The sequence below is a fragment of the Paenibacillus sp. fava2 genome (assembly GCF_058313675.1).
Map to the genome: position 1 here is coordinate 4,586,737 of NZ_CM177755.1, position 18,285 is coordinate 4,605,021.

Here is an 18,285-nt window from a genome sequence, read left to right on the forward strand (position 1 = left end):
GTTTAATTTGTGGTTATGCATCATGCAAACGCTATCAATAAATAAAACGATTGGACCGCAAAAAATCCGAGTGCCCTCCTTCCCAATCTGGTAGCTACAATGCCAAGAACCGGATGTCACTATCAGAATAACATATATTTGGAAATTATAGTATATTTTTAGCAAATAAATAGAATAGGCTAACAGAATAGGATAATCTACAGTAAAAAGCTCCTGTGATAACCACAAGAGCCTTTGCTATTCGTCTATGAAAATCGTCTTTATCTCTCCGCTTGTTGTCACGTTCAAGCCAGCAGCATACCTTCCACCTGATCCACAATAAAATTGATTCCTGTCGGTCCGTAGCAGCCAATCCAGGTAGCAGCATCCACCGCATAAATCTGCGGCTGCTCCTCTGAATGCAGCATAACCCGGGTACTCTGCTCTGTCGCAGATATCTCATCCTGCACCCGCTCACTGCTAAGCAGAAAATAGTGATCTGCATGCACCGCAGGCAGTCTGTCAACCGGGATGTGGTACGCCGTATCGGAGGTATCTGCCACAAAAAGCGGAGCAGGCAGCCCGAGATCCCGGTACAGCACAGCGCCTGTGCGGTGCGAAGCGGTATGAACCCGTACCAGCGATTCACGCGGACGGATCAGAGCCACACTTTGACCAGCCAGCACCTCAGCCAGCTCTCCTGACAGCAAGGCTGTCCGGCGGTGGTAATCTGCAATAATGGCCTCCGCCCTCGCCTGCTTGCCCGTTATAATCCCAAAGAGGCGTAATATCGTCTGCCAGCTCTCATTCCGTTTGAACATCAGGGTTGGAGCAATCCGGCTTAACCGTTCATAATGCGGGGCGTGCACCTCGGTGCAGACTATAAGGTCCGGCTGCAGCCGTTCGACCGCTTCCAGGTCCGGGTACTCATAGCTTCCGGTCATTTCCGTAGCCTTAAGCCTGTCCCTGATATATTGGGGAAAATGTAACGAAGTACTGCCTCCCGTGCCAACACTTCCTGCCGGGACTACATCCAGGGCCAGAAGATGGTCGGCATACTGCACGTCGAGTACGGCAATATGCCTTGGAGTAGCAGTGACTCCATATTCGCCCCGCATATGGCGGATTACAGGGCCCTGCAGTGATTCGTAAGAGGCAGCAAAACGACCACTCAGCCCGTTGTATGCCGGGAGCGCCCCTGTTCCAAAAGCGGCGCTGCGCCGGTAAAGCTGCGGAGGAACCCCGTAGTACTTCTTAAAAGCCCTGCTAAAGTAATACATATCACGGTAGCCCGTTCTTTCGGCGATTTCGCTGATCGGGGCATCGGTATGACGCAGCATCCGCTGTGCGCTCTCCATTCGCAGCTGGATCACATATTCCATCGGTCCTAGCAGCTTCTCCTGCTTGAACCGCCGCTGCAGCTGTCTTGCACTGCAGCCGGCAAGCGCAGCCAGCTCTTTAAGCTCCAGCTCCTGACGGTAATGTCCCGCTATATAGGCTGTGACAATATCCACCATATCTGGCCCGGCACCGCCCCGGCCGCGCTCAACATCCATCATTAGCTCGTACAGCATACCTTGCAGCAGTGCATTTACATGAAACCGCTCCAGCCCTTCTCCCCTGTTCCATTTCGCTTCGATTTCTTCTGCTGTCTGGTGCAGTCCCGCCGGCAGCTCAAGGCGGTGAACAAATGAATTGTACAGCGGGTGATTCCGCTGAGGAAACTTTCCGTGGGCGGCGTCTGCCATTTGGACAGCCTTATAGGTAATCACGGTATAATGAATGCTTTCTGCTCCGGCAGTCAGGGTAAAGGCTGAGCCTTTAACCGCATGGCAGGCAAAAAAGGCCTGGATACGGCAATCCTCGCCGTTCATCACAAGCCTTCCCTGCCCGCCTCCTGCCAGCAGCAGCAGATTGGCAGTCAATTCTGTTTCGCTTAGCACGCCGCCAGGCAGCACAGTCCCGCTGCTCACGTCAAGCGTTTTGATTGCCAAATCACTCCATAAACTTGCCTGCTCCTGCAGCGGCATCCTCTCATCTCCTGACAATAGCATATGTTGCTGTTGTCATTTTAATTGAGATTCATTCTCATTGTCAATTTTCGGACACTTCCGGCAATATTCTCCCGACATCCGGTAATAGAAGCAACAAGTGATCCGCTTCTTCTTAGCAACCAGAACCTCTTCATCGTTCACTGTAAAACGTGTAAAAGGATTACGACTCATGCCAAACAAAGAGCCGGGCGCAGTCTTGGTCAGGTAAGTAAAATCCTCGCTCATCCGCTGCCGTTCTTGTCCGGATTCTTCGGTTCCGGGAGCATATAGCGGGGCAATGCGAACCATAATATTTTCCCAGAGTATCGCCATAGAGACGGGGCCAACTGCGGCAAGGGTCTGCAGCAGCGGCGCAAGGTGTTCTGCAAAAATCTGCTTAACCACCTCTTCCCGCCATACTCTTCTATTATCCAGCGGTGCAGCCGCCGTCAGCAGTCCATCTACAGCGAGGAATGGAAAACGCGTATCCCCTTGTCCGGCGGATAAATCCGGATGATAAAGATAGCATTTGTCCAGGGCAATAGAAACTTCCCGGTTATGAAACGTCATTGCCGTCAGCAGCGGCGCAATCCACAAATATCCGATCCGCTTAGCCAGCATGGATGCGGCAACCTGCGTATCCGGCGCGCCGATATAATCCTTAAGCCAGCTAATATAATCACGGCATGTTGCCTCATCATGCAGCTGGCTCAGGGCAATCGTACGGATGCTGCTTACAGGAGGTTCACCAAGCCTTACGCGGTAATCCGCCGTCAGCTGCTTCCATGAGACAGACGACAGATAGCCGTCCATATTACTGCGCTCCCAGCAGCGCTTCTGCAGCCTGATCGACAATGATGTTAATGGCAATCGGGCCATAGTAGGCAATCCAGAGTGTTGCATTCACGTCATAAGCACGGTTATTTTTGACCGCATCCATGGACTTCCAGACCGGGCTGTTCGCCAGCTCCGCTGCATCTTTGGCAAACAGATCATCCGACAGCAGGAAATAGCGGTCCGCTCCGATATCAGCGACAGTCTCCATAGAAATCTCAACAGAGGTATCCTCTGTAATGGCTTTTACAAATTCAGGGGCGTTCAAGCCCAAATCCTCATACAGAATGCTGCCTGTCCGGTGCTCTGGCCCGTGCACCCGAATCCCTTCCGGTCTCGGCCGAATCAGCGCAACCGTATCATCACCTAGCTTCGCTGCCAGCTGCTCCCGCAGACCGACAATTTTGTCCTCGTAAGCCTGCTGCACAGTTACAGCCTCAGCCTGCTTGCCTGTGATCTTGCCGATAGTAGACAGTGTATCCCGCCAGTCTTCGTAGAAGTCGAGCACGAGGGTTGGTGCTATTTTGCTGACACTCTCATAAGCCTCTTCCTGAAAGTCGGTCATCAGAATCAGATCCGGCTTCAGCGCTACGATAGCCTCCAGGTTGGGCTCATCCCGTGTACCAAGGACCTGTACATCCCCAAGCTCGCCCAGATATTCCGGAAACGTCGCGCCTTTTGCTCCAGCTACCACACTTCCTGCAGGCTTCTCGCCAAGCGCAATCAATTGATCGATGAATTTCACATCCAGCGCGGCAATCACCTTCGGCTTCTCATTCAGCGTATATTCGCCCTTCATATGCTTGATGGTAACCGGGTAAGCTGCAGCAGTCTGTGTCTCCGGTGTTGGCGAAGCCTGTGTTTCAGAAGCCGGTGACGGCTCGGCCGACGCGCCAGCAGCTGCTTGTGCAGCATTGCCCGTATTTGCGTTCCCTCCATTAGAATTAGAACCGCAAGCCGAAAGTACAAGTACCAGCGCCAGCATCCATACCATTAGTAGTGATGATGACCGCCTCTTTGTTGCTCTGTTCATGCTGACTCCCCCTGTTTATGTGATAATGATTTTCATTATCAGATTTATAAGGTTGAGTATACTCTACCTTCACACACCGGTTCCATGTACTTTTGCGACATTGCAGCCGGATTATTGCGACATTTGTCACTTCAGGAGCGGATCAAACTATCCACATCAAACCTCTTTCCTGGTGACTTCCTCATCATAAAAAATCATATGCTCTTTCTCTGCACGGTAATAGTCCAGCCGGTCCTGCAAGGTACCCGTGTGAAACTCAAACAGATGTCCATCCGGGTCGTAAAAGTAGACAGATTCTTTATCTTTGGCATCCCTTACCCGCCCGGCCAGCATCTCGACATGCAGTTCCTTTAGCTTATTCAACAGGCTCTCATAGTCCCTTTTATCAATAGTAAAAGCGATATGCGTGTATGTCCGATTGTCCCTGTCCCGCACCACATCCTCCTGATTAAGCGCGATCCACAGCCCGTTCAGCTCAAAATAAGCCAGCTTCCTGCCTTTAACCAGAATTCTGGCCCCAAACACCTCGGAGTAGAACCGGATCGACCGGTCCAAGTCCGAGACGGAGAAGCAAAAATGGTTGATTCCCTGGATATTCATGTTTGGTGACCCTTTCTTTTATATGATTAAACTATCGCCCTTTCACCTTATCCACAATATATCTCTTTGCCTCCGCACGGGTTAAATGGATTGCTAGGACGGACACAACCAATTCTTCCTTTGTCGTCTCATTGTAAACCTGCTTCTCCCCAAGCAAATCAAGCTCACCCGTCAGCTTCTCCTCTAATGATAACAGTCCATGATGAACCACTATTACCGAGAACTCCTCGTCCCCGCACTCAACTGCATAATAACTTAAACGCTTATATTCGATACAGACTCGGCCCGTCATTAAATGCACTCCGTTCACCTTCATCTATCCAGCATAGTACATATAACTATAAGTACCTTCAAACCGCACCTTTTCCCAGCCCAGAAAATAATCAATCAGCGCTGCTGCGGACGTTGGCCGGGAAGCGATTTTTTCATCTACATAGATCCGGTTGATATGACCGTCTGAGCCATATATCACTACAGTACCCGGCGATGGAGCCGGGATCCCGTATCCGAGATCAATGACCGGCAGATGCTTCACGGACTCCGCTACAGCTTTAAAGAACGCATCTTCAGCGGCCCTTCCGTCAATGTCCGGTACTTCCGGTTGCGCTGAATTGAATTGGCTTTTATCACCGGCGTGGTCAGCAGCGCTCGTATCATAGGTTACAGCGGGATTTAGCTCAGCATCATAGGTCAAGTATGTTCCAGGCTCAAAAGTAACAGGGATCTGCTGCTTCACAATTTCCCGATTGAATTCGGGTGCTCCTGAGAAACCTTTGCCTCCCGCAGCATTTGCAGTTACCGTGCTTAAAGCCAAAATTACAGCCGCAGACAAGCCCGCCGTTAACCATTTACTTGTTTTAAATTTCATAATTTCTGCTTCCCTCCTATAAAAAGCTTGATCCGTAATCCCTGCTCCTACAGCACATTCTCATATCCGGCCAATCGACTTAACTGCACTCTATACATCTAAAACGCCCATATTTCTGCTTATCTAGCACTTAGATGTACTTCATACACTTATTCTTCCGGAAAAGGGTACATTTACGCCAAATCCCCTATTTTAGTTGCACCAAATACACTTAAAGCTGCCCACGCCCGATTTACACCGGATATAGATGTACAAACTGCACTTAAACTACTTCCAACACTTCTGAGGTGTTAACATAAACTAGAAGTAGCCTCCCCCAACAGCATCATAATCACAATCTGCATCATACCTATGACAACCATCCATCTATGCCATTATATAAAACAAATTATGGTATTTCGTTTCATTTCTATTACATTTTCCTTTATCACTCTCTGTCTGCGCAAAAAAAAAGCCCCCGGAACATAGTCCAGGGGCCCTCCGTTATTGCCATCAGCAGTGATCAGGTGAATACATATTCACCTTCGCCCACCTGAATGGTCTTACCTTTTAATGCTGCTGATTCTGCTGCAAAAATAACCTGCTTGAACTCGTTCTCGTCCCCTTGTACAAAATCAAACGACTGCGCTCCAACCTTCAGGCTGCATTTGCCGGCCTCTGACTCCGTAACCGGAAGTCCGAATAACGCACTCCAATGGCTGGCGGCCGCGGCCGGATCGGAGACTCGGAATACTGCGCTCACCATCTCGACGGCTCCTGCAGGGTGAGGCTGGATGATGCCGGAGGCCGTCATATTGTCCAGCCGCTCCTCATCCGTTCCCGTCCACTGGATGATGAATGGATAGACGAGTCCGGCAAAATCACCGTCAATCGTCATCATCCGCCACTCGATCAGTCTGCCGGCGTTATCCAGACGTTTGCCGTCAATGATCGGCGACAAAGACAAACCTGCCGCGTGCAGGGAAGCTGCTACAGCATCAATATCATCCGTCCGGAGCACCACTCTGCTCAAGGCTTCATGCTCAGGCAGCAGCCGTACCGCATCCCGCACTACGACATTGTGCTCTGTGGCCTTCGCCAGCTCAAGATTCTCAATACCGAGGAACTCAATGTAGGTGAGCCCGAAGTAGCTTAAGGAATTATAGGTTCCCCAGGCTTTATGAGCGCCCCCTCTAAAAGCAACCAGCCCGTGCTCCCGGAAGCTTTCGACCGGCTGATCCAGATCGTTCACATAATGCACCAGATGATCCCAAGTGATGGTAGCCATTATTTCTTCACTCCCAGCTCCGTAGTCCGCTTAACCGCAGCGAGCACGCTGCGCTGCAGTCCGGCCGCGAAGTCACTGTTGTTAAGCTCGTACAAGCCGTGCATGCCGACTCCGCCCGGTGAGTTATTAATATCCAGCAGCTGCCGCGGATGCAGGCCGGTCTGCCGCAGCATCTTAACCGCACCCAGCATGTTCTCCAGTGCTACATTCCACGCCTGCTCACGCGGCAGTCCTGCGAGCACACCGGCATCCACAAGGGACTCGATGAAATAATAGATATAGTTCGGTCCTGCAACGCCGTAGCCTGTGAAGATATCGATATAGCCCTCATCCAGATATTGAACCTTGCCGAAGCCGAGCAGGAAATCCTCCACCTGATCACGTGAAGCATGACTATTCAAGGCAACACCGCTATAGCCGTAGCCTGTATCAGTCAGGGTGTTCGGAATGACCCGGACAATCGGGCGTTCTGCCCCAAAATAACCGCCAAGCTGTGCAATCGTCACCCCTGCCACAATCGAAATGATTGTAGCAGCGGGTGCAGCATGCTGCTGTACAAGCTGGCCCAGTACAGCCAGATTATCCTGCGGACGAACGGCAATTACAATAATGGAAGCTGCAGACAGGCCATGCTCCTGTGAGCTGCCTGTATTCACTTTGTATTTGTCACTCAGCAGCTGCAGACGCGCTTCGTTAACATCTGTTACACTGACCTCTTCTGCCGACAGGGTGTTGTTGGCGATACAGGCGCGGATCATGGCTTCCGCCATCTGTCCGCCGCCGATAAAATGAATCTGCTTCTGTGCCACTTACATCCACTTCCCTTTCTTAGTTGTTATCCCATGCTTCCGGCAGGATGAAGCCATCATATTTGTCCAGTCCCTTGATGTATTCTTCGAACTCTTTTGATTCATAGGCAGCCTTCAGATCCTTGGCCCACTGGGTGTTTTCATCCTTTTTGTTAACCGACACAATAATTCTGTGCTGCATAGGTGTGTTCTCGATTTTCAGCGCATCTGTAATTTTTCTGTCTGGCGAGTTAGCAATGTAGTTACCGTTAACCACACCGTAGTCCACGTCCTGCAGGGAAACCAGGATCTGTGCCGGGTCGAGGATTTTGATATCGATATTGAATTTGTCCGGCTCCATGCTGTTGATGTTGAAATCGGCTACACCGGCGCCTTCCTTGATTTTGATCCAGCCCAGCTCCTCCAGAATACGCAGCGCGCGCTCCTGGTTAACCGGGTCATTCGGAACAGCTACAGTTGTACCGTCTTTGACATCATCCAGCGTCGTATGATTAACGGAATACAGGCCCTGCGGAGCTCCCGGAACATAAGCAATTCCAGTCATATCTGCTCCGATTTCTTCATTAATAGCTTCCATGTAAGCTGTACTCTGGAAAATACTTGCGTCAATCGAGCCTTCCTTCATTGCCGGGTTAACCTGCATGTTCTGGGAGAAGGTTTTGATATCTACCTTGTAGCCCTTCTCCTCCAGAATCGGCAGAATCGACTGGCGGAACTGCTCTTCATAGGTTCCTACACCGAATCCGACGGTAATTTCCTTCTTGTCTTCTCCTGCGCCGTCCGCTTCCTTATTGCCGCAGGCTGTCAGCACCGCCATAACCCCGATCAGCATAACCAATAATAATTTCTTCATTACCTTCATCTCCTATTCCAATACTATGTTTTTAAATTGTACTAACGCCTCATCTGTTACGTTCAGGGGGATCGCACAGTTTGGCGAGAGAATAAACGGCTGGTCCTTCATCAAAGTCAAAGCAGCTTTCGCCTGCTGCCTGATCTGCGCAATATCGTTCACGGCGAACAGGCCATGATCGACTCCGCCTACTTTGGTTGCTTTCAGGTTGGCTCCAAGACCCGGGTTGCCTTCGGCAACGGTATCCCAGCTGATTCCGTCAATCCGGTAATCATTGAATTTCTCCGGCTGCGAATAGGCTCCGCAGGTATGCAGGATGTTTTTGCCGTAGCTGGCCGCTTCCAGTACGATGGAATCATAAGGTCTGGACAGCTCATCGAACATCGCTTCATCGAACAAACCGGGATGCGCTGTACCCGTCACTGCGTAGAACAAGCCGTCGGAACCCGCCTGCTGCAGCTCTTTTACATAATCGGCCAGGGTTAGCGAAATCACATGCAGCGCATGATGTGCTGCGGCCCGGTGCTCCTTGAACAGCGATTCCAGTGTCACAGGCTGCTCAATGCCAAATACCGTTTTGGTGACATAAGCGGAGCGCCCTACGATAAACAGCAGCACCGTCAACGGGGAGAATACTGTCTGAATCAGCGGGGTATCGGGTAATCCCAGGCGAATCTGCTTAACGGCCTCCAAATGCTCCTGAAATGCGGCCGTCTGAGTCGCCTTTTTTACTTCAAGGTCCCACAGGTTGTCCGCTGCCGGAATTACCGTTGTCTTTTGCCGCGGAAATACGGTCTGATAATCTGCAAAATCATACTGATTGCCCCAGGCCTCGGCCAGATAGGTCGCTCTCGGATTGATTTTGACCCAGTCCCAATCATATTGCTTGGTGAAGGAAATGGTCGTTGCCGCCAAATCCTCTGCTGTCTGTTCCTTGTCGATAAAATGGCGCCATCCGCTGACAATCGGACGATCTGCCCGCTCTCCGGATAATAAGGCTCTGAAACGGTCCTGCTTACTCCAATTACTCATCTGCCGGCTACCTCCAAGTATATGTAGTGTTTAGTGACGGCGGATTTTACGCGCCAGTGTATTGCCCAAAGATTGAATGCCCTGTACCAGAATGATAAGGATAATAACTGTGGCTACCACGACTACGGTGTCAAACCGCTGGTACCCGTACACGATGGCCAAATCGCCGACCCCGCCGCCGCCGACCGTTCCGGCCATGGCCGTTGCCCCGATCAGACCGATCGTTGCCGTCGTTAACGACAGAATCAGAGATGCGAACGCTTCGGGCAGCAGGAAATGCCAGATCACCTGAAACGGGGTAGAGCCCATGGACTCGGCTGCTTCGAGAATTCCCGGGTTCACTTCAAGCAGGGAGTTCTCAACCAGCCGTCCGATGTAAGGAGCGATGTAGATGATCAGCGGTACAATCGCAGCAGCTGTCCCGATAGAAGTATGAACAATTGCTCTTGTTAGCGGAATGATAGCCACCAGCAAGATGATAAAGGGCAGCGAACGTACGATATTGATGATCGGATTAAGGATGGTATAGGCTGCCTTGTTCTCCAATATACCTCCCGGACGGGTGATTACCAGCAATATCCCGATAGGAACCCCCAGCAGGGAACCAAAAAACAGGGACACACCCACCATCTGTACAGTTTCAATAAAAGCCGTTAAAAACTGCTCACCGGTTACTGTGGTCGAGAACATAAGCTTCCACCTCCTCTACGCTGACTCCATTGTTTTTCAGAAAATCTACAGCTTTATTAATCTCAGCACCGTCGCCGTCAAGTTGAACAATCACGGTTCCTAGTGTCGTTTCCTGGATCTCCGTTGTATTCGCGAACAAAATATTGACCTTTACCTCGTTCGTACGAATCATCTCATAGAGCAGCGGCTCAGTGGTTGATGCTCCGACAAAATTCAGCTTGCAGATCCGGCTGCCAAGCCCGGTTGTTATTGATTTTTGCACACTAGGGGTTATGGAGTTTTGAATGACGGTTTTTACAAAATTTTGGGTGGTGGGATGCTGCGGATGCCCGAACACATCCAGTACGCTGCCTTGCTCGATGATCCGCCCCTCCTCCATCACTGCCACCTTGTTGCAAATCTCCTGGATGACCGACATTTCATGTGTAATGATCATCACGGTGATCTTGTATTCCGCATTCACCCGCTTCAGCAGCTGCAGAATCGAACGGGTGGTCTGCGGGTCCAGGGCAGAGGTTGCTTCATCACAGAGGAGAATGGATGGATTGGAAGCAAGCGCTCTGGCAATCCCGACACGCTGCTTCTGCCCGCCGGACAGTTCATTCGGATAGCTTCCGGCCTTGTCGCTTAGTCCAACGAACTCCAGCAGCTCCGTTACCCGCTTGCGGATCTCCTCTTTGCTCTTTTTCAGCAGAACAAGCGGGATCGCTACGTTATCGAACACCTTCTTAGATTCCAGCAGGTTAAAATGCTGAAAGATCATGCCGATGTTTTTTTTGGCTGCACGCAGCTCTTTAACGCTGTAGGCTCCAAGATCATGCCCATCAACGAGCACCTGGCCTTCGGTTGGCCGCTCCAGGTAATTGACCAAGCGGATCAATGTACTTTTGCCCGCGCCGCTATATCCGATAACGCCGAAGATGTCGCCCTTTTCAACCTTCAGGCTTACCCCCTTCAGGGCATCAATCGCGATCCCTTTCCGGGTGAATGTTTTGTGCACATTTCTTATTTCAATCATGTTCATTCCCCCTTATGCTTGCAGCTTCTCCAGTGCCTGTTCTGCCAATGCTGCAAAATATTTAGCTGCAGGCAGGATCGCCGCCTCATCTACATCAAACTGCGGGTGATGCAATGCATAGCCCGGTCCGGCTCCGATATTTACGAACGCCCCGGGAATTTGCTGCAGATACAGTGCGAAATCCTCTCCGCCCATCTGCAGCGGAATATCCTCGACCTTGTATCCTGCATCCGACGCGACCTGCTTCGTAAAATCAGCCCATTCCCCATGATTCACTGTTGCCGGCGGTCCCGGATACCAGAGCAATTTCGCCTCAGCGCCGGCTGCTGCCGCAATGCCTTCGATGATACGCGTCATCTGTAGCGGAATTTCACGGCGGATTTCTTCATTGTAAGTCCGGACTGTACCTTCCAGCTCAACCAGCTCCGGAATCACGTTCCAGGTGAAGCCGCCGTTAATTCTCGTCACGCTCAACACAACCGGCTCAATTGCACTGCTTTGGCGGCTTACCACCGTCTGCAGCATCGTAATCATTTGCGCCGCAGTCACAATGGTATCCACCCCTTTTTCCGGAGTAGCCGCATGGGCACCGACACCTTTTACCTTAATCTCGAACCGGTCTACGCCAGCTGTCAGTGGACCTGACCTTGTTCCAAACGTTCCTGTAGGCAGCTCAGGTGAATTATGTAATCCGAATATGGCGGCTACGTCCTTCAGTCCTCCGGATTCCAGCACGCTTTCTGCGCCATGGCCGGTCTCTTCCGCCGGCTGGAACAGGATTCTGACCCGGCCCGGTAATTCATTCTCGCGGGCCTTCAGCAGCAATGCGGCTCCCAGAATAACAGCGGTATGGAAGTCGTGGCCGCAGGCATGCATTTTTCCCGGTATTTCTGAGGCATACGGCAAGCCCGTCTGCTCCTCGATCGGCAGTGCATCAATATCACAGCGTATAGCAACAATCGGCCCATCGCCTTGTCCGACTTCGGCAATCAGTCCGGTTGCTAGGGGCAAATCTAGAATATGTATGTGAGCATCTGTCAGCCAGGCCCGCAGCTTCTCAGTGGTTCTGAATTCTTCGTAGGACAGCTCAGGCTCCCGGTGCAGATTTCTCCGCACCCCGATTAATTCACTCTCCAGCTCCTGATCATTCTTATAGGTCAGACTCATTGGTTCATAACTCCCCTTTCCGTTGGCAAAAGCTTATGCATTGACCTCAGCTTCAATCCCGCTCATCCGCTCAAGTGCCGTAGCCAGACTGTTCAAAATATGCTCCCGCATGGCTTGCTCTGCGCCGTCTTCATTTCTGTCCGCGATCATCTGGAGAATATCGTTATGCTCTTCATCCGCCTGCGTATTCCAGTCTCCGTGCAAGGAAACATACCGGCAATAACGGAGCGAGCGGTCTCTAAGCTGGTTAAGCACCTTCTCAAAGGTCATAAGCCCGCTTATTTCCGACAGATAATCATGGAATTCAAAGCCGTAGGAGACAAAGTCCTGTTTCTCGCCGAGCTGAAAGGATTGCTTGATATGTGTCATCATCACAGTCAGCTTCTGTATATCTTTATCGGAAGCATTCCTCGCTGCACTTCTGGCAATATGCCCCTCGAGCATGCTGCGGATCTGAAAAATCTCCTCAACCTCTTTTAGCGATAACGGAGCCACCTTCAACCTGCCGTTGGGCTGACGGACGAGAAAATCCTCATTCTCCAGTCTCTGTATCGCTTCTCTCAGCGGAGTCCGGCTGACTCCCAGCATTGCCGCCAGGCTTTCTTCATTGACCGCCTGACCCGGCTCCAGGTCGTTGTTTATAATTTTTTGCTTTAAGGCATAGTAGGTATTATCCTTTGACAGCCTTCGTGATCGTAGCTCCATACCTCTGATGCTCCCCTATATGAGAATTTACTTGATATCATTAAATATAATTGTATAATTGTATACAATTATTATTTTAGTGCTTTAACGGAGTAACTGCCTGCTAGTTTGGAAACTTTTCTCTTTTTTCAAGCTTTTTTTCATACTATAAACCTATTATTCACACTAGTCAAGTATGATTTATAGGTGATAGAAATAATCAGGAGCAGATCAAAAAAAGCCCCCGCCATTAGGCAGGAGCTTAGGTACACACATTAAACCTTGAACAGCACAATGATTTCAGTCAGCAGCACCAGACCGGCCGCGGATACACCGAACGAGTTGATCAGCGTCAGCGCCTCCGGATAGCTTTCTTTACGGAATTGGGAGCACAAGGAAACAGTCCACAGAACGGTAAAAAAAAGCCCAGCCGATCCGCATCCCTGCTCTGCTAAGGCACGTCTTCTGCGCTTGAAGAAGGATCCCAGCCCCGCAAAAGTAAACAGCATATAAATGACAAGCTCAGCAGTTGAAATGACGATAATCTCTCCGGCCGAAAAAAGATGCATTAAAGCGTACTGAATGCTCAATCCCATAAACACAAGCAGGTTAAAGGAAGCTTTGTTTAAGCTCAAGTCCTATTCCTCCATTTGCGCATTAATGTACAGCAGCATTTAGATAACGCTTACATTATAATTGCAAACGGTTTCCTTTTCTGTGATTTATGATTCTATGTACCTAATATTTTTCAGACAGCACTTCTACCAGGCCGATAGCCTTGTTCTAAAGTCATTATCACCGGTCGTGTATTGTACCTTGCTATAGCCATGCGATTGTGCACCTAAATACAGCTCCTCCAGTTTGTCCTGATCCTTGCAGTAAATCGCAACATACACACAATCCACTATAATCAGTACGAATTGACAGTCACTATTTACGTATTCTTCGTACGTCTGAACATTGACTAACTTTTTCCCCTTCGGAAAAGCCTTAAGATCTGCAAAAATAACATAATACTCATTATTCTCCACAATATCTTTGAGCACAGCCCCGTCCATGTCAAATACCTGCTTAGGGAAAAGCGGATCTGCAAGTGTCCCTTGATTCCAGAAATAAGCCTCCTCGCCCCCGTTATACCATTCATAAGCAGCAGTATCGAACGGATGCAGAAGCTCCCCCAGAAACCGCCCGCACTCATTTGGAATCTCGCAGGTCAATCCCCTCTTCTCATGTCCTGCTTCGCCTGTAACATTCATTTATTATCCCCCTGTCATCCAAGCGCAACTATAAGACAGCTGAGCAGCATTAGTATCGAAACAGGTGCCCAGATTCTACGTTCCCGGACGCTTTTGGTAATAAGATTTAGAACAGAGGCTATCACGGAAAAAGCAACCACGAACCAGACCGCCACATCAGCAAAGTCCCGCCAGCCGGGCAAAAGCATCTCCGCTTTACTCAGAACAATTAGCGCGAGCAGAGCCAGAATGACTATCTGCACCAGGCATGCCACACGCATAGGAGCCGGAAGCCTGCCGGGGAATTTACCGCCCATCGCATACTCTCCCCAGGGCATACCTGCAGCTAGAGCTGCCTGAAACAGAATGACTATGAAGATCAGGACTGTAAAGGCAGTAGCTGCTATTGACAGGGTCATTGTTGTTGCCTCACTTTCTGGATGGGTTTGTTACTGTATACGAATAGTTCAATCCACTTTCACCAAATGTGCCGGACGGTAACCTGAGCGTGCTGGCCTATCGCGGCCATCGCCTTTCCCGTCACTTTTTAACAAGGTTATTTTAGCAGCAATATGTGGTAAGTAGAAAACCACCCGGCTACCTCCTCTTCACTGTAAACTTTTCCTGGACGGTCCCATTACCATGTTCTGTTATAATGTGATTACTTACTTTCATTATAAACCTGAATGGACGTAGACTGGTTTTCTTTGAGGAAAAACCTGTTACATTTGTTGCAGCTCCATAACTCTCTGGGCGCATCGGGTAATTCATTTGCAGTTTCGGCATCCGAGGTATATCTATCCATTTCTATATCAGTATAAGCAACATAGTGTGCGAAATTTGTCCGTTCTCCACATAAACAGCTGGTAAAATGATCAATCTGAACATCTTCCAGAGCAAACATCTTATCTACTTTATTATTTTTGAAAGAATATACTCTTTTGCATACAGGACAATTCCAGATATCATAGTCCTCATCTATCAAATACGCTTCCGTATGATTGTTCACAGCATTAATCCAAGTCTGATTCTTAAATACACGGATTTGAACATCATTGGGCACTGAACCATTTCCAAGAACTTCACCACAGTTACACCTGAAATGCGCCATAATGTATACTCCCTTCTTGTTTATCTGATACAGGCAATACTCCATTCGCTTCTGACCCTCCACATTCCTCCCCTAAAATCGTCCCAACAATTATAATCAATGCTCAACTGCTCAACATCACATCCGTATCACAGTGAATGTAATATACTTGTTCTATTAGATGAACTTACCGGCGAAAGAAGGCACATCCGCATGAACATCCGTAAGCTGCAATACATCTGCACGATTGCCGAGGAACAGAACATTACCAAGGCAGCGCAAAAACTGTTTGTTGCCCAGCCTTAACTTAGCTCTCTCATCACCGGAGTGGAGAAAAAACTCGGAGCGAAACTGTTCGACCGCTCTGTCACTCCGCTTCAGTTAACCTATGAAGGTAAGCTATATATAGATAATGCACGCAAGGTAATTGATTTGCACAACCAGCTGGAGCGAAGGCTGCAGGACATGAAAGATTTAAAGGCAGGAAAGGTAAGCATCGGCTGTCCTTTCAGCCTCGGCCCCTATATCCTGCCTTTAATTTTACCTGAATTTCACCGTCTGTACCCTAATATAGAGCTTGAGCTGATGGAGCTTTTGCCTGCCGAGATTGAACAGCTGCTGGCCAGAGGCCATTTGGACGTCGGCTTCACCTCCTGCAAACCGCAGGATGTCGGTCTGCACCATATCCCTGTGCTCACTCAGGTTTACAGCCTGGCCACCAGCGGGAACCACCCCTTCGTGGATCGGTTTCCGCAGCGGCTGCTGTCCGTCACGGACCTGGCAGATGAAAAGTTCGTTTCAAATATCCCCGGCACACTGTTCCGTGAGCTGCTAGAGCAATTTTTCAGCGAAGCTGATTTGAATTATAATGTACTGCTGAACTGCAAGAACAGTGAGACCGCCAAAGCGCTGGTAGCTCAAGGCTTCGGGGTAATGTTCCTGCACGAGTCGATGATTGACAAGGAGAATAATCCGCATAATCTGGTCTACTTCTCACTCCGGGAAAAGACACCGCAATTCACCATCTCCATCCTTACCAATCCGCAAAGCTACACCATTCTGGCCGCCAGTACCTTCGTGGAGCTGGTTTGCCAGGAGCTGCAGGCTCCGGGCTGCTGAGCAGGTGAATGCTAGTTTGCCTGCAGGTCTTTAACGATATTTTTTGCAGCCAGCCGTCCTGAGTTCAGCGCCAGGGAGAATGCCGCACCTTCGATATCATAATATGGATTGGAATACAGACTGCCTGCATCTACACCCGCTACATATAAGCCTTCGATTGGCGTATGATCTGTGTCCAATGCACGCAGATGATCGTCCACGCGAACGCCGCCGATGGTACACCAGGCGCTCGGCTGATACTCAAACACATAATAGGGTCCTTTGTTAACAGGCTGCATAAAGGCTTTGTCTTTGCCAAACTGGGTATCTACACCTTTAGCGGCCATTTCATTATACGTTTGTACCGTTTGCTTCAGGTTGGTGAGGCCAAAGGCTGCACCCGCTTCCTCCAGGGTATCCGCTTTGACACCCCAGCCCTGTTCAAACGCCAGCTCCATCCCTGCGTCCAGATTCTCCAGCTTTACGCCATCCAGCGTCTTTTTGCCGTAAATCCAGCTATCCGGACTGCCGATGTACTGATAGACACCTTTAGACTTGAGCCCGTCAATGTAAGCCTGATCCACTACTGCATAGTACAGCCCTTCACGCAGAGTAATTTCTCCGCCGGTTGACAGCGGTTCTTTGGCGATCAAGTCCTCGTTGTTGAACCGGTTGCCTTCCCGGTTAACCAGCAGCGTCCCATATACCCCGAGGTTCAGCGCTTCGTTGGCCCCTTTTTTCCAAGAGCCGCTCTTTTCATTCGATCCGGAAAATTCATTGGCGACGATACCGAAGTTGTTATCCAGTGTTCCGCCTGCCGCAACGATCATGTCCATCCCTTCCCCAACGCTCAGTGTCGAGCCAAGCGGGTTAACCTTGACGCCGCCAAAATGCTCCTTCATCAGCTCATCGTTGCCGAGATAGCCGCCTGTTGCCATAACGACGGATTTAGCGTGGACGATGACTGTGGTTCCATCTGCTTTCACTGCTTCCACTCCGACTGCCTTATCGTTCTCGATTAGCACCTTTTTACCGGTTGTTTCGAACAGGAATTGCCCGCCATTAGCTTCAATATCGTCCTGCAGCAATCCCATACGCTCCAGACCTTTCTTGGCGAATTTCATCCGCGGGCGGTAACCGACACCAAAATTATCCTCACGCAGCGTAATCTCCATTCCCAGGTCTTCAAAGATATCAATTGTCTCCCCTGAAAGCTCCAGCGCCTGGCGCACCAGCGAGGCATTGACCGTGGAAGAGGAGTACTCCATCATCCGGTTGAATACATCGTCCACCGTGAACGTCTCACCGGCTTCCTTCTGTATCCGTGAGCCGACGGCAACCGGTCCGCCTGCCATGGCACCGTTACTGACGGCAACGCTGGACCCTTTTTCAATGACGATGACCTTAAGGCCGCTGCGTGCTGCTTCCATCGCCCCGGTCATTCCGCCTGCGCCGGCACCAACAATGACTACATCTGTAGTCAGCTCTTCTACCGCAGTGGACTTCTCCGCTTTGGCTACCGCTTTAAGTGCGGCTACGTCGCCGCCCGCTTGCTGTACAGCTGATGCAACGCCCTCCAGAATACCGTCACTTGTCATACTCGCACCCGCAACTGCGTCAATAGCCAGACTCTGCTGCTCTACAATTTGTGCAGGAATTCGCTCGACGGCTGCGTCACTGACACCCTTGGTTTCCGTATTCTCCCCTACAATAACAACAGACTCGATTTTGTTCGTTGAAAAGGTTACCTCGACCTTGACCTCACCGTTCTTACCTTTACCAATTCCGGTATAAGTGCCTTCTCTGTAAGTTTGTACAGGCGCCTCACCTGCTGCAGGTGCAACAGATGAACTTGGCTGTGCTGTTGCTGCAGCATTCTCAGCTCCTGCCTCCTTGTTAGCACCGCTGTCACATGCTGTAAGCAGCATCGCTGATGCCAGCACCATGCTAAGCGCTGCCTTCAACCCTTTTCCCCAGTTACACTGATACCCCATT

Annotated in this window: 21 protein-coding genes; 2 read left to right on the plus strand and 19 right to left on the minus strand. The window is 50.1% G+C overall.

What is annotated here, in order from left to right; genetic code table 11:
• Positions 1-284 precede the first annotated feature (284 nt).
• The 18 genes from AC4G46_RS20025 to AC4G46_RS20110 form a co-directional block, all read right to left on the minus strand.
• A complete protein-coding gene (locus AC4G46_RS20025) occupies positions 285-2,009 on the minus strand; it encodes a helix-turn-helix domain-containing protein (protein WP_491124253.1) in 1,725 nt (574 codons plus the stop codon).
• Positions 2,010-2,045: 36 nt separating this feature from the next.
• Positions 2,046-2,891: an IucA/IucC family C-terminal-domain containing protein gene (locus AC4G46_RS20030; RefSeq protein ID WP_491124254.1), complete on the minus strand. Its 846-nt coding sequence runs from the start codon at positions 2,889-2,891 to the stop codon at positions 2,046-2,048.
• Positions 2,827-3,879: an ABC transporter substrate-binding protein gene (locus AC4G46_RS20035; RefSeq protein ID WP_491124255.1), complete on the minus strand. Its 1,053-nt coding sequence runs from the start codon at positions 3,877-3,879 to the stop codon at positions 2,827-2,829. The genes AC4G46_RS20030 and AC4G46_RS20035 overlap by 65 nt, the downstream gene beginning before the upstream one ends.
• Positions 3,880-4,035: 156 nt before the next feature.
• The gene (gene fosB / locus AC4G46_RS20040) at positions 4,036-4,479 is read right to left on the minus strand and encodes a metallothiol transferase FosB (protein WP_491124256.1); all 444 of its coding nucleotides are present in this window, start codon (positions 4,477-4,479) and stop codon (positions 4,036-4,038) included.
• A gap of 31 nt (positions 4,480-4,510) precedes the next feature.
• Positions 4,511-4,771: a hypothetical protein gene (locus AC4G46_RS20045; RefSeq protein WP_491124257.1), complete on the minus strand. Its 261-nt coding sequence runs from the start codon at positions 4,769-4,771 to the stop codon at positions 4,511-4,513.
• Between the two features lie 24 nt (positions 4,772-4,795).
• Positions 4,796-5,347 (minus strand): hypothetical protein, encoded by a 552-nt coding sequence (locus AC4G46_RS20050; RefSeq protein WP_491124258.1) that lies wholly within the window; start codon positions 5,345-5,347, stop codon positions 4,796-4,798.
• A 502-nt stretch (positions 5,348-5,849) separates the two neighbouring features.
• Entirely contained in the window at positions 5,850-6,614 is a 765-nt protein-coding gene (locus AC4G46_RS20055; protein ID WP_491124259.1) for a VOC family protein, read from the minus strand.
• Entirely contained in the window at positions 6,614-7,423 is an 810-nt protein-coding gene (proC, locus tag AC4G46_RS20060; protein ID WP_491124260.1) for a pyrroline-5-carboxylate reductase, read from the minus strand. The genes AC4G46_RS20055 and proC overlap by 1 nt, the downstream gene beginning before the upstream one ends.
• 19 nt (positions 7,424-7,442) lie before the next feature.
• Positions 7,443-8,276 (minus strand): MetQ/NlpA family ABC transporter substrate-binding protein, encoded by an 834-nt coding sequence (locus tag AC4G46_RS20065; RefSeq protein WP_090720081.1) that lies wholly within the window; start codon positions 8,274-8,276, stop codon positions 7,443-7,445.
• A 12-nt stretch (positions 8,277-8,288) separates the two neighbouring features.
• Positions 8,289-9,308, minus strand: a complete 1,020-nt coding sequence (locus AC4G46_RS20070; RefSeq protein WP_491124261.1) for a uroporphyrinogen decarboxylase family protein — start codon at positions 9,306-9,308, stop codon at positions 8,289-8,291.
• Positions 9,309-9,338: 30 nt separating this feature from the next.
• The gene (locus AC4G46_RS20075; protein ID WP_090720085.1) at positions 9,339-9,998 is read right to left on the minus strand and encodes a methionine ABC transporter permease; all 660 of its coding nucleotides are present in this window, start codon (positions 9,996-9,998) and stop codon (positions 9,339-9,341) included.
• Positions 9,973-11,016 (minus strand): methionine ABC transporter ATP-binding protein, encoded by a 1,044-nt coding sequence (locus tag AC4G46_RS20080; protein WP_491124262.1) that lies wholly within the window; start codon positions 11,014-11,016, stop codon positions 9,973-9,975. Before AC4G46_RS20080 ends, AC4G46_RS20075 begins: the two co-directional genes overlap by 26 nt.
• A 12-nt stretch (positions 11,017-11,028) precedes the next feature.
• On the minus strand, positions 11,029-12,183 hold the full coding sequence (locus tag AC4G46_RS20085; RefSeq protein ID WP_491124263.1) for an amidohydrolase: 1,155 nt from the start codon (positions 12,181-12,183) through the stop codon (positions 11,029-11,031).
• A 33-nt stretch (positions 12,184-12,216) separates the two neighbouring features.
• Positions 12,217-12,888 carry a GntR family transcriptional regulator gene (locus AC4G46_RS20090; RefSeq protein ID WP_491124264.1) on the minus strand — a complete coding sequence of 224 codons (672 nt, stop codon included), beginning with the start codon at positions 12,886-12,888 and terminating at the stop codon, positions 12,217-12,219.
• A gap of 254 nt (positions 12,889-13,142) precedes the next feature.
• Positions 13,143-13,436 (minus strand): hypothetical protein, encoded by a 294-nt coding sequence (locus AC4G46_RS20095; RefSeq protein ID WP_491124265.1) that lies wholly within the window; start codon positions 13,434-13,436, stop codon positions 13,143-13,145.
• A 192-nt stretch (positions 13,437-13,628) separates the two neighbouring features.
• Positions 13,629-14,123: a DUF2691 family protein gene (locus tag AC4G46_RS20100; RefSeq protein WP_491124266.1), complete on the minus strand. Its 495-nt coding sequence runs from the start codon at positions 14,121-14,123 to the stop codon at positions 13,629-13,631.
• Positions 14,124-14,137: 14 nt separating this feature from the next.
• On the minus strand, positions 14,138-14,521 hold the full coding sequence (locus AC4G46_RS20105; RefSeq protein ID WP_491124267.1) for a hypothetical protein: 384 nt from the start codon (positions 14,519-14,521) through the stop codon (positions 14,138-14,140).
• Positions 14,522-14,763: 242 nt separating this feature from the next.
• On the minus strand, positions 14,764-15,213 hold the full coding sequence (locus AC4G46_RS20110; protein WP_491124268.1) for a DUF8617 domain-containing protein: 450 nt from the start codon (positions 15,211-15,213) through the stop codon (positions 14,764-14,766).
• Positions 15,214-15,405: 192 nt separating this feature from the next.
• Between AC4G46_RS20110 and AC4G46_RS20115 the strand changes: the two genes are divergently transcribed.
• On the plus strand, positions 15,406-15,498 hold the full coding sequence (locus tag AC4G46_RS20115) for a LysR family transcriptional regulator (protein ID WP_491124269.1): 93 nt from the start codon (positions 15,406-15,408) through the stop codon (positions 15,496-15,498).
• Between the two features lie 21 nt (positions 15,499-15,519).
• Positions 15,520-16,311, plus strand: a complete 792-nt coding sequence (locus tag AC4G46_RS20120; protein ID WP_491124270.1) for a LysR family transcriptional regulator — start codon at positions 15,520-15,522, stop codon at positions 16,309-16,311.
• 11 nt (positions 16,312-16,322) lie between these two features.
• Here AC4G46_RS20120 and AC4G46_RS20125 read toward each other — a convergent pair whose 3' ends face one another.
• Entirely contained in the window at positions 16,323-18,284 is a 1,962-nt protein-coding gene (locus tag AC4G46_RS20125) for an FAD-dependent oxidoreductase (RefSeq protein ID WP_491124271.1), read from the minus strand.
• Between the last annotated feature and the right edge of the window lies 1 nt (position 18,285).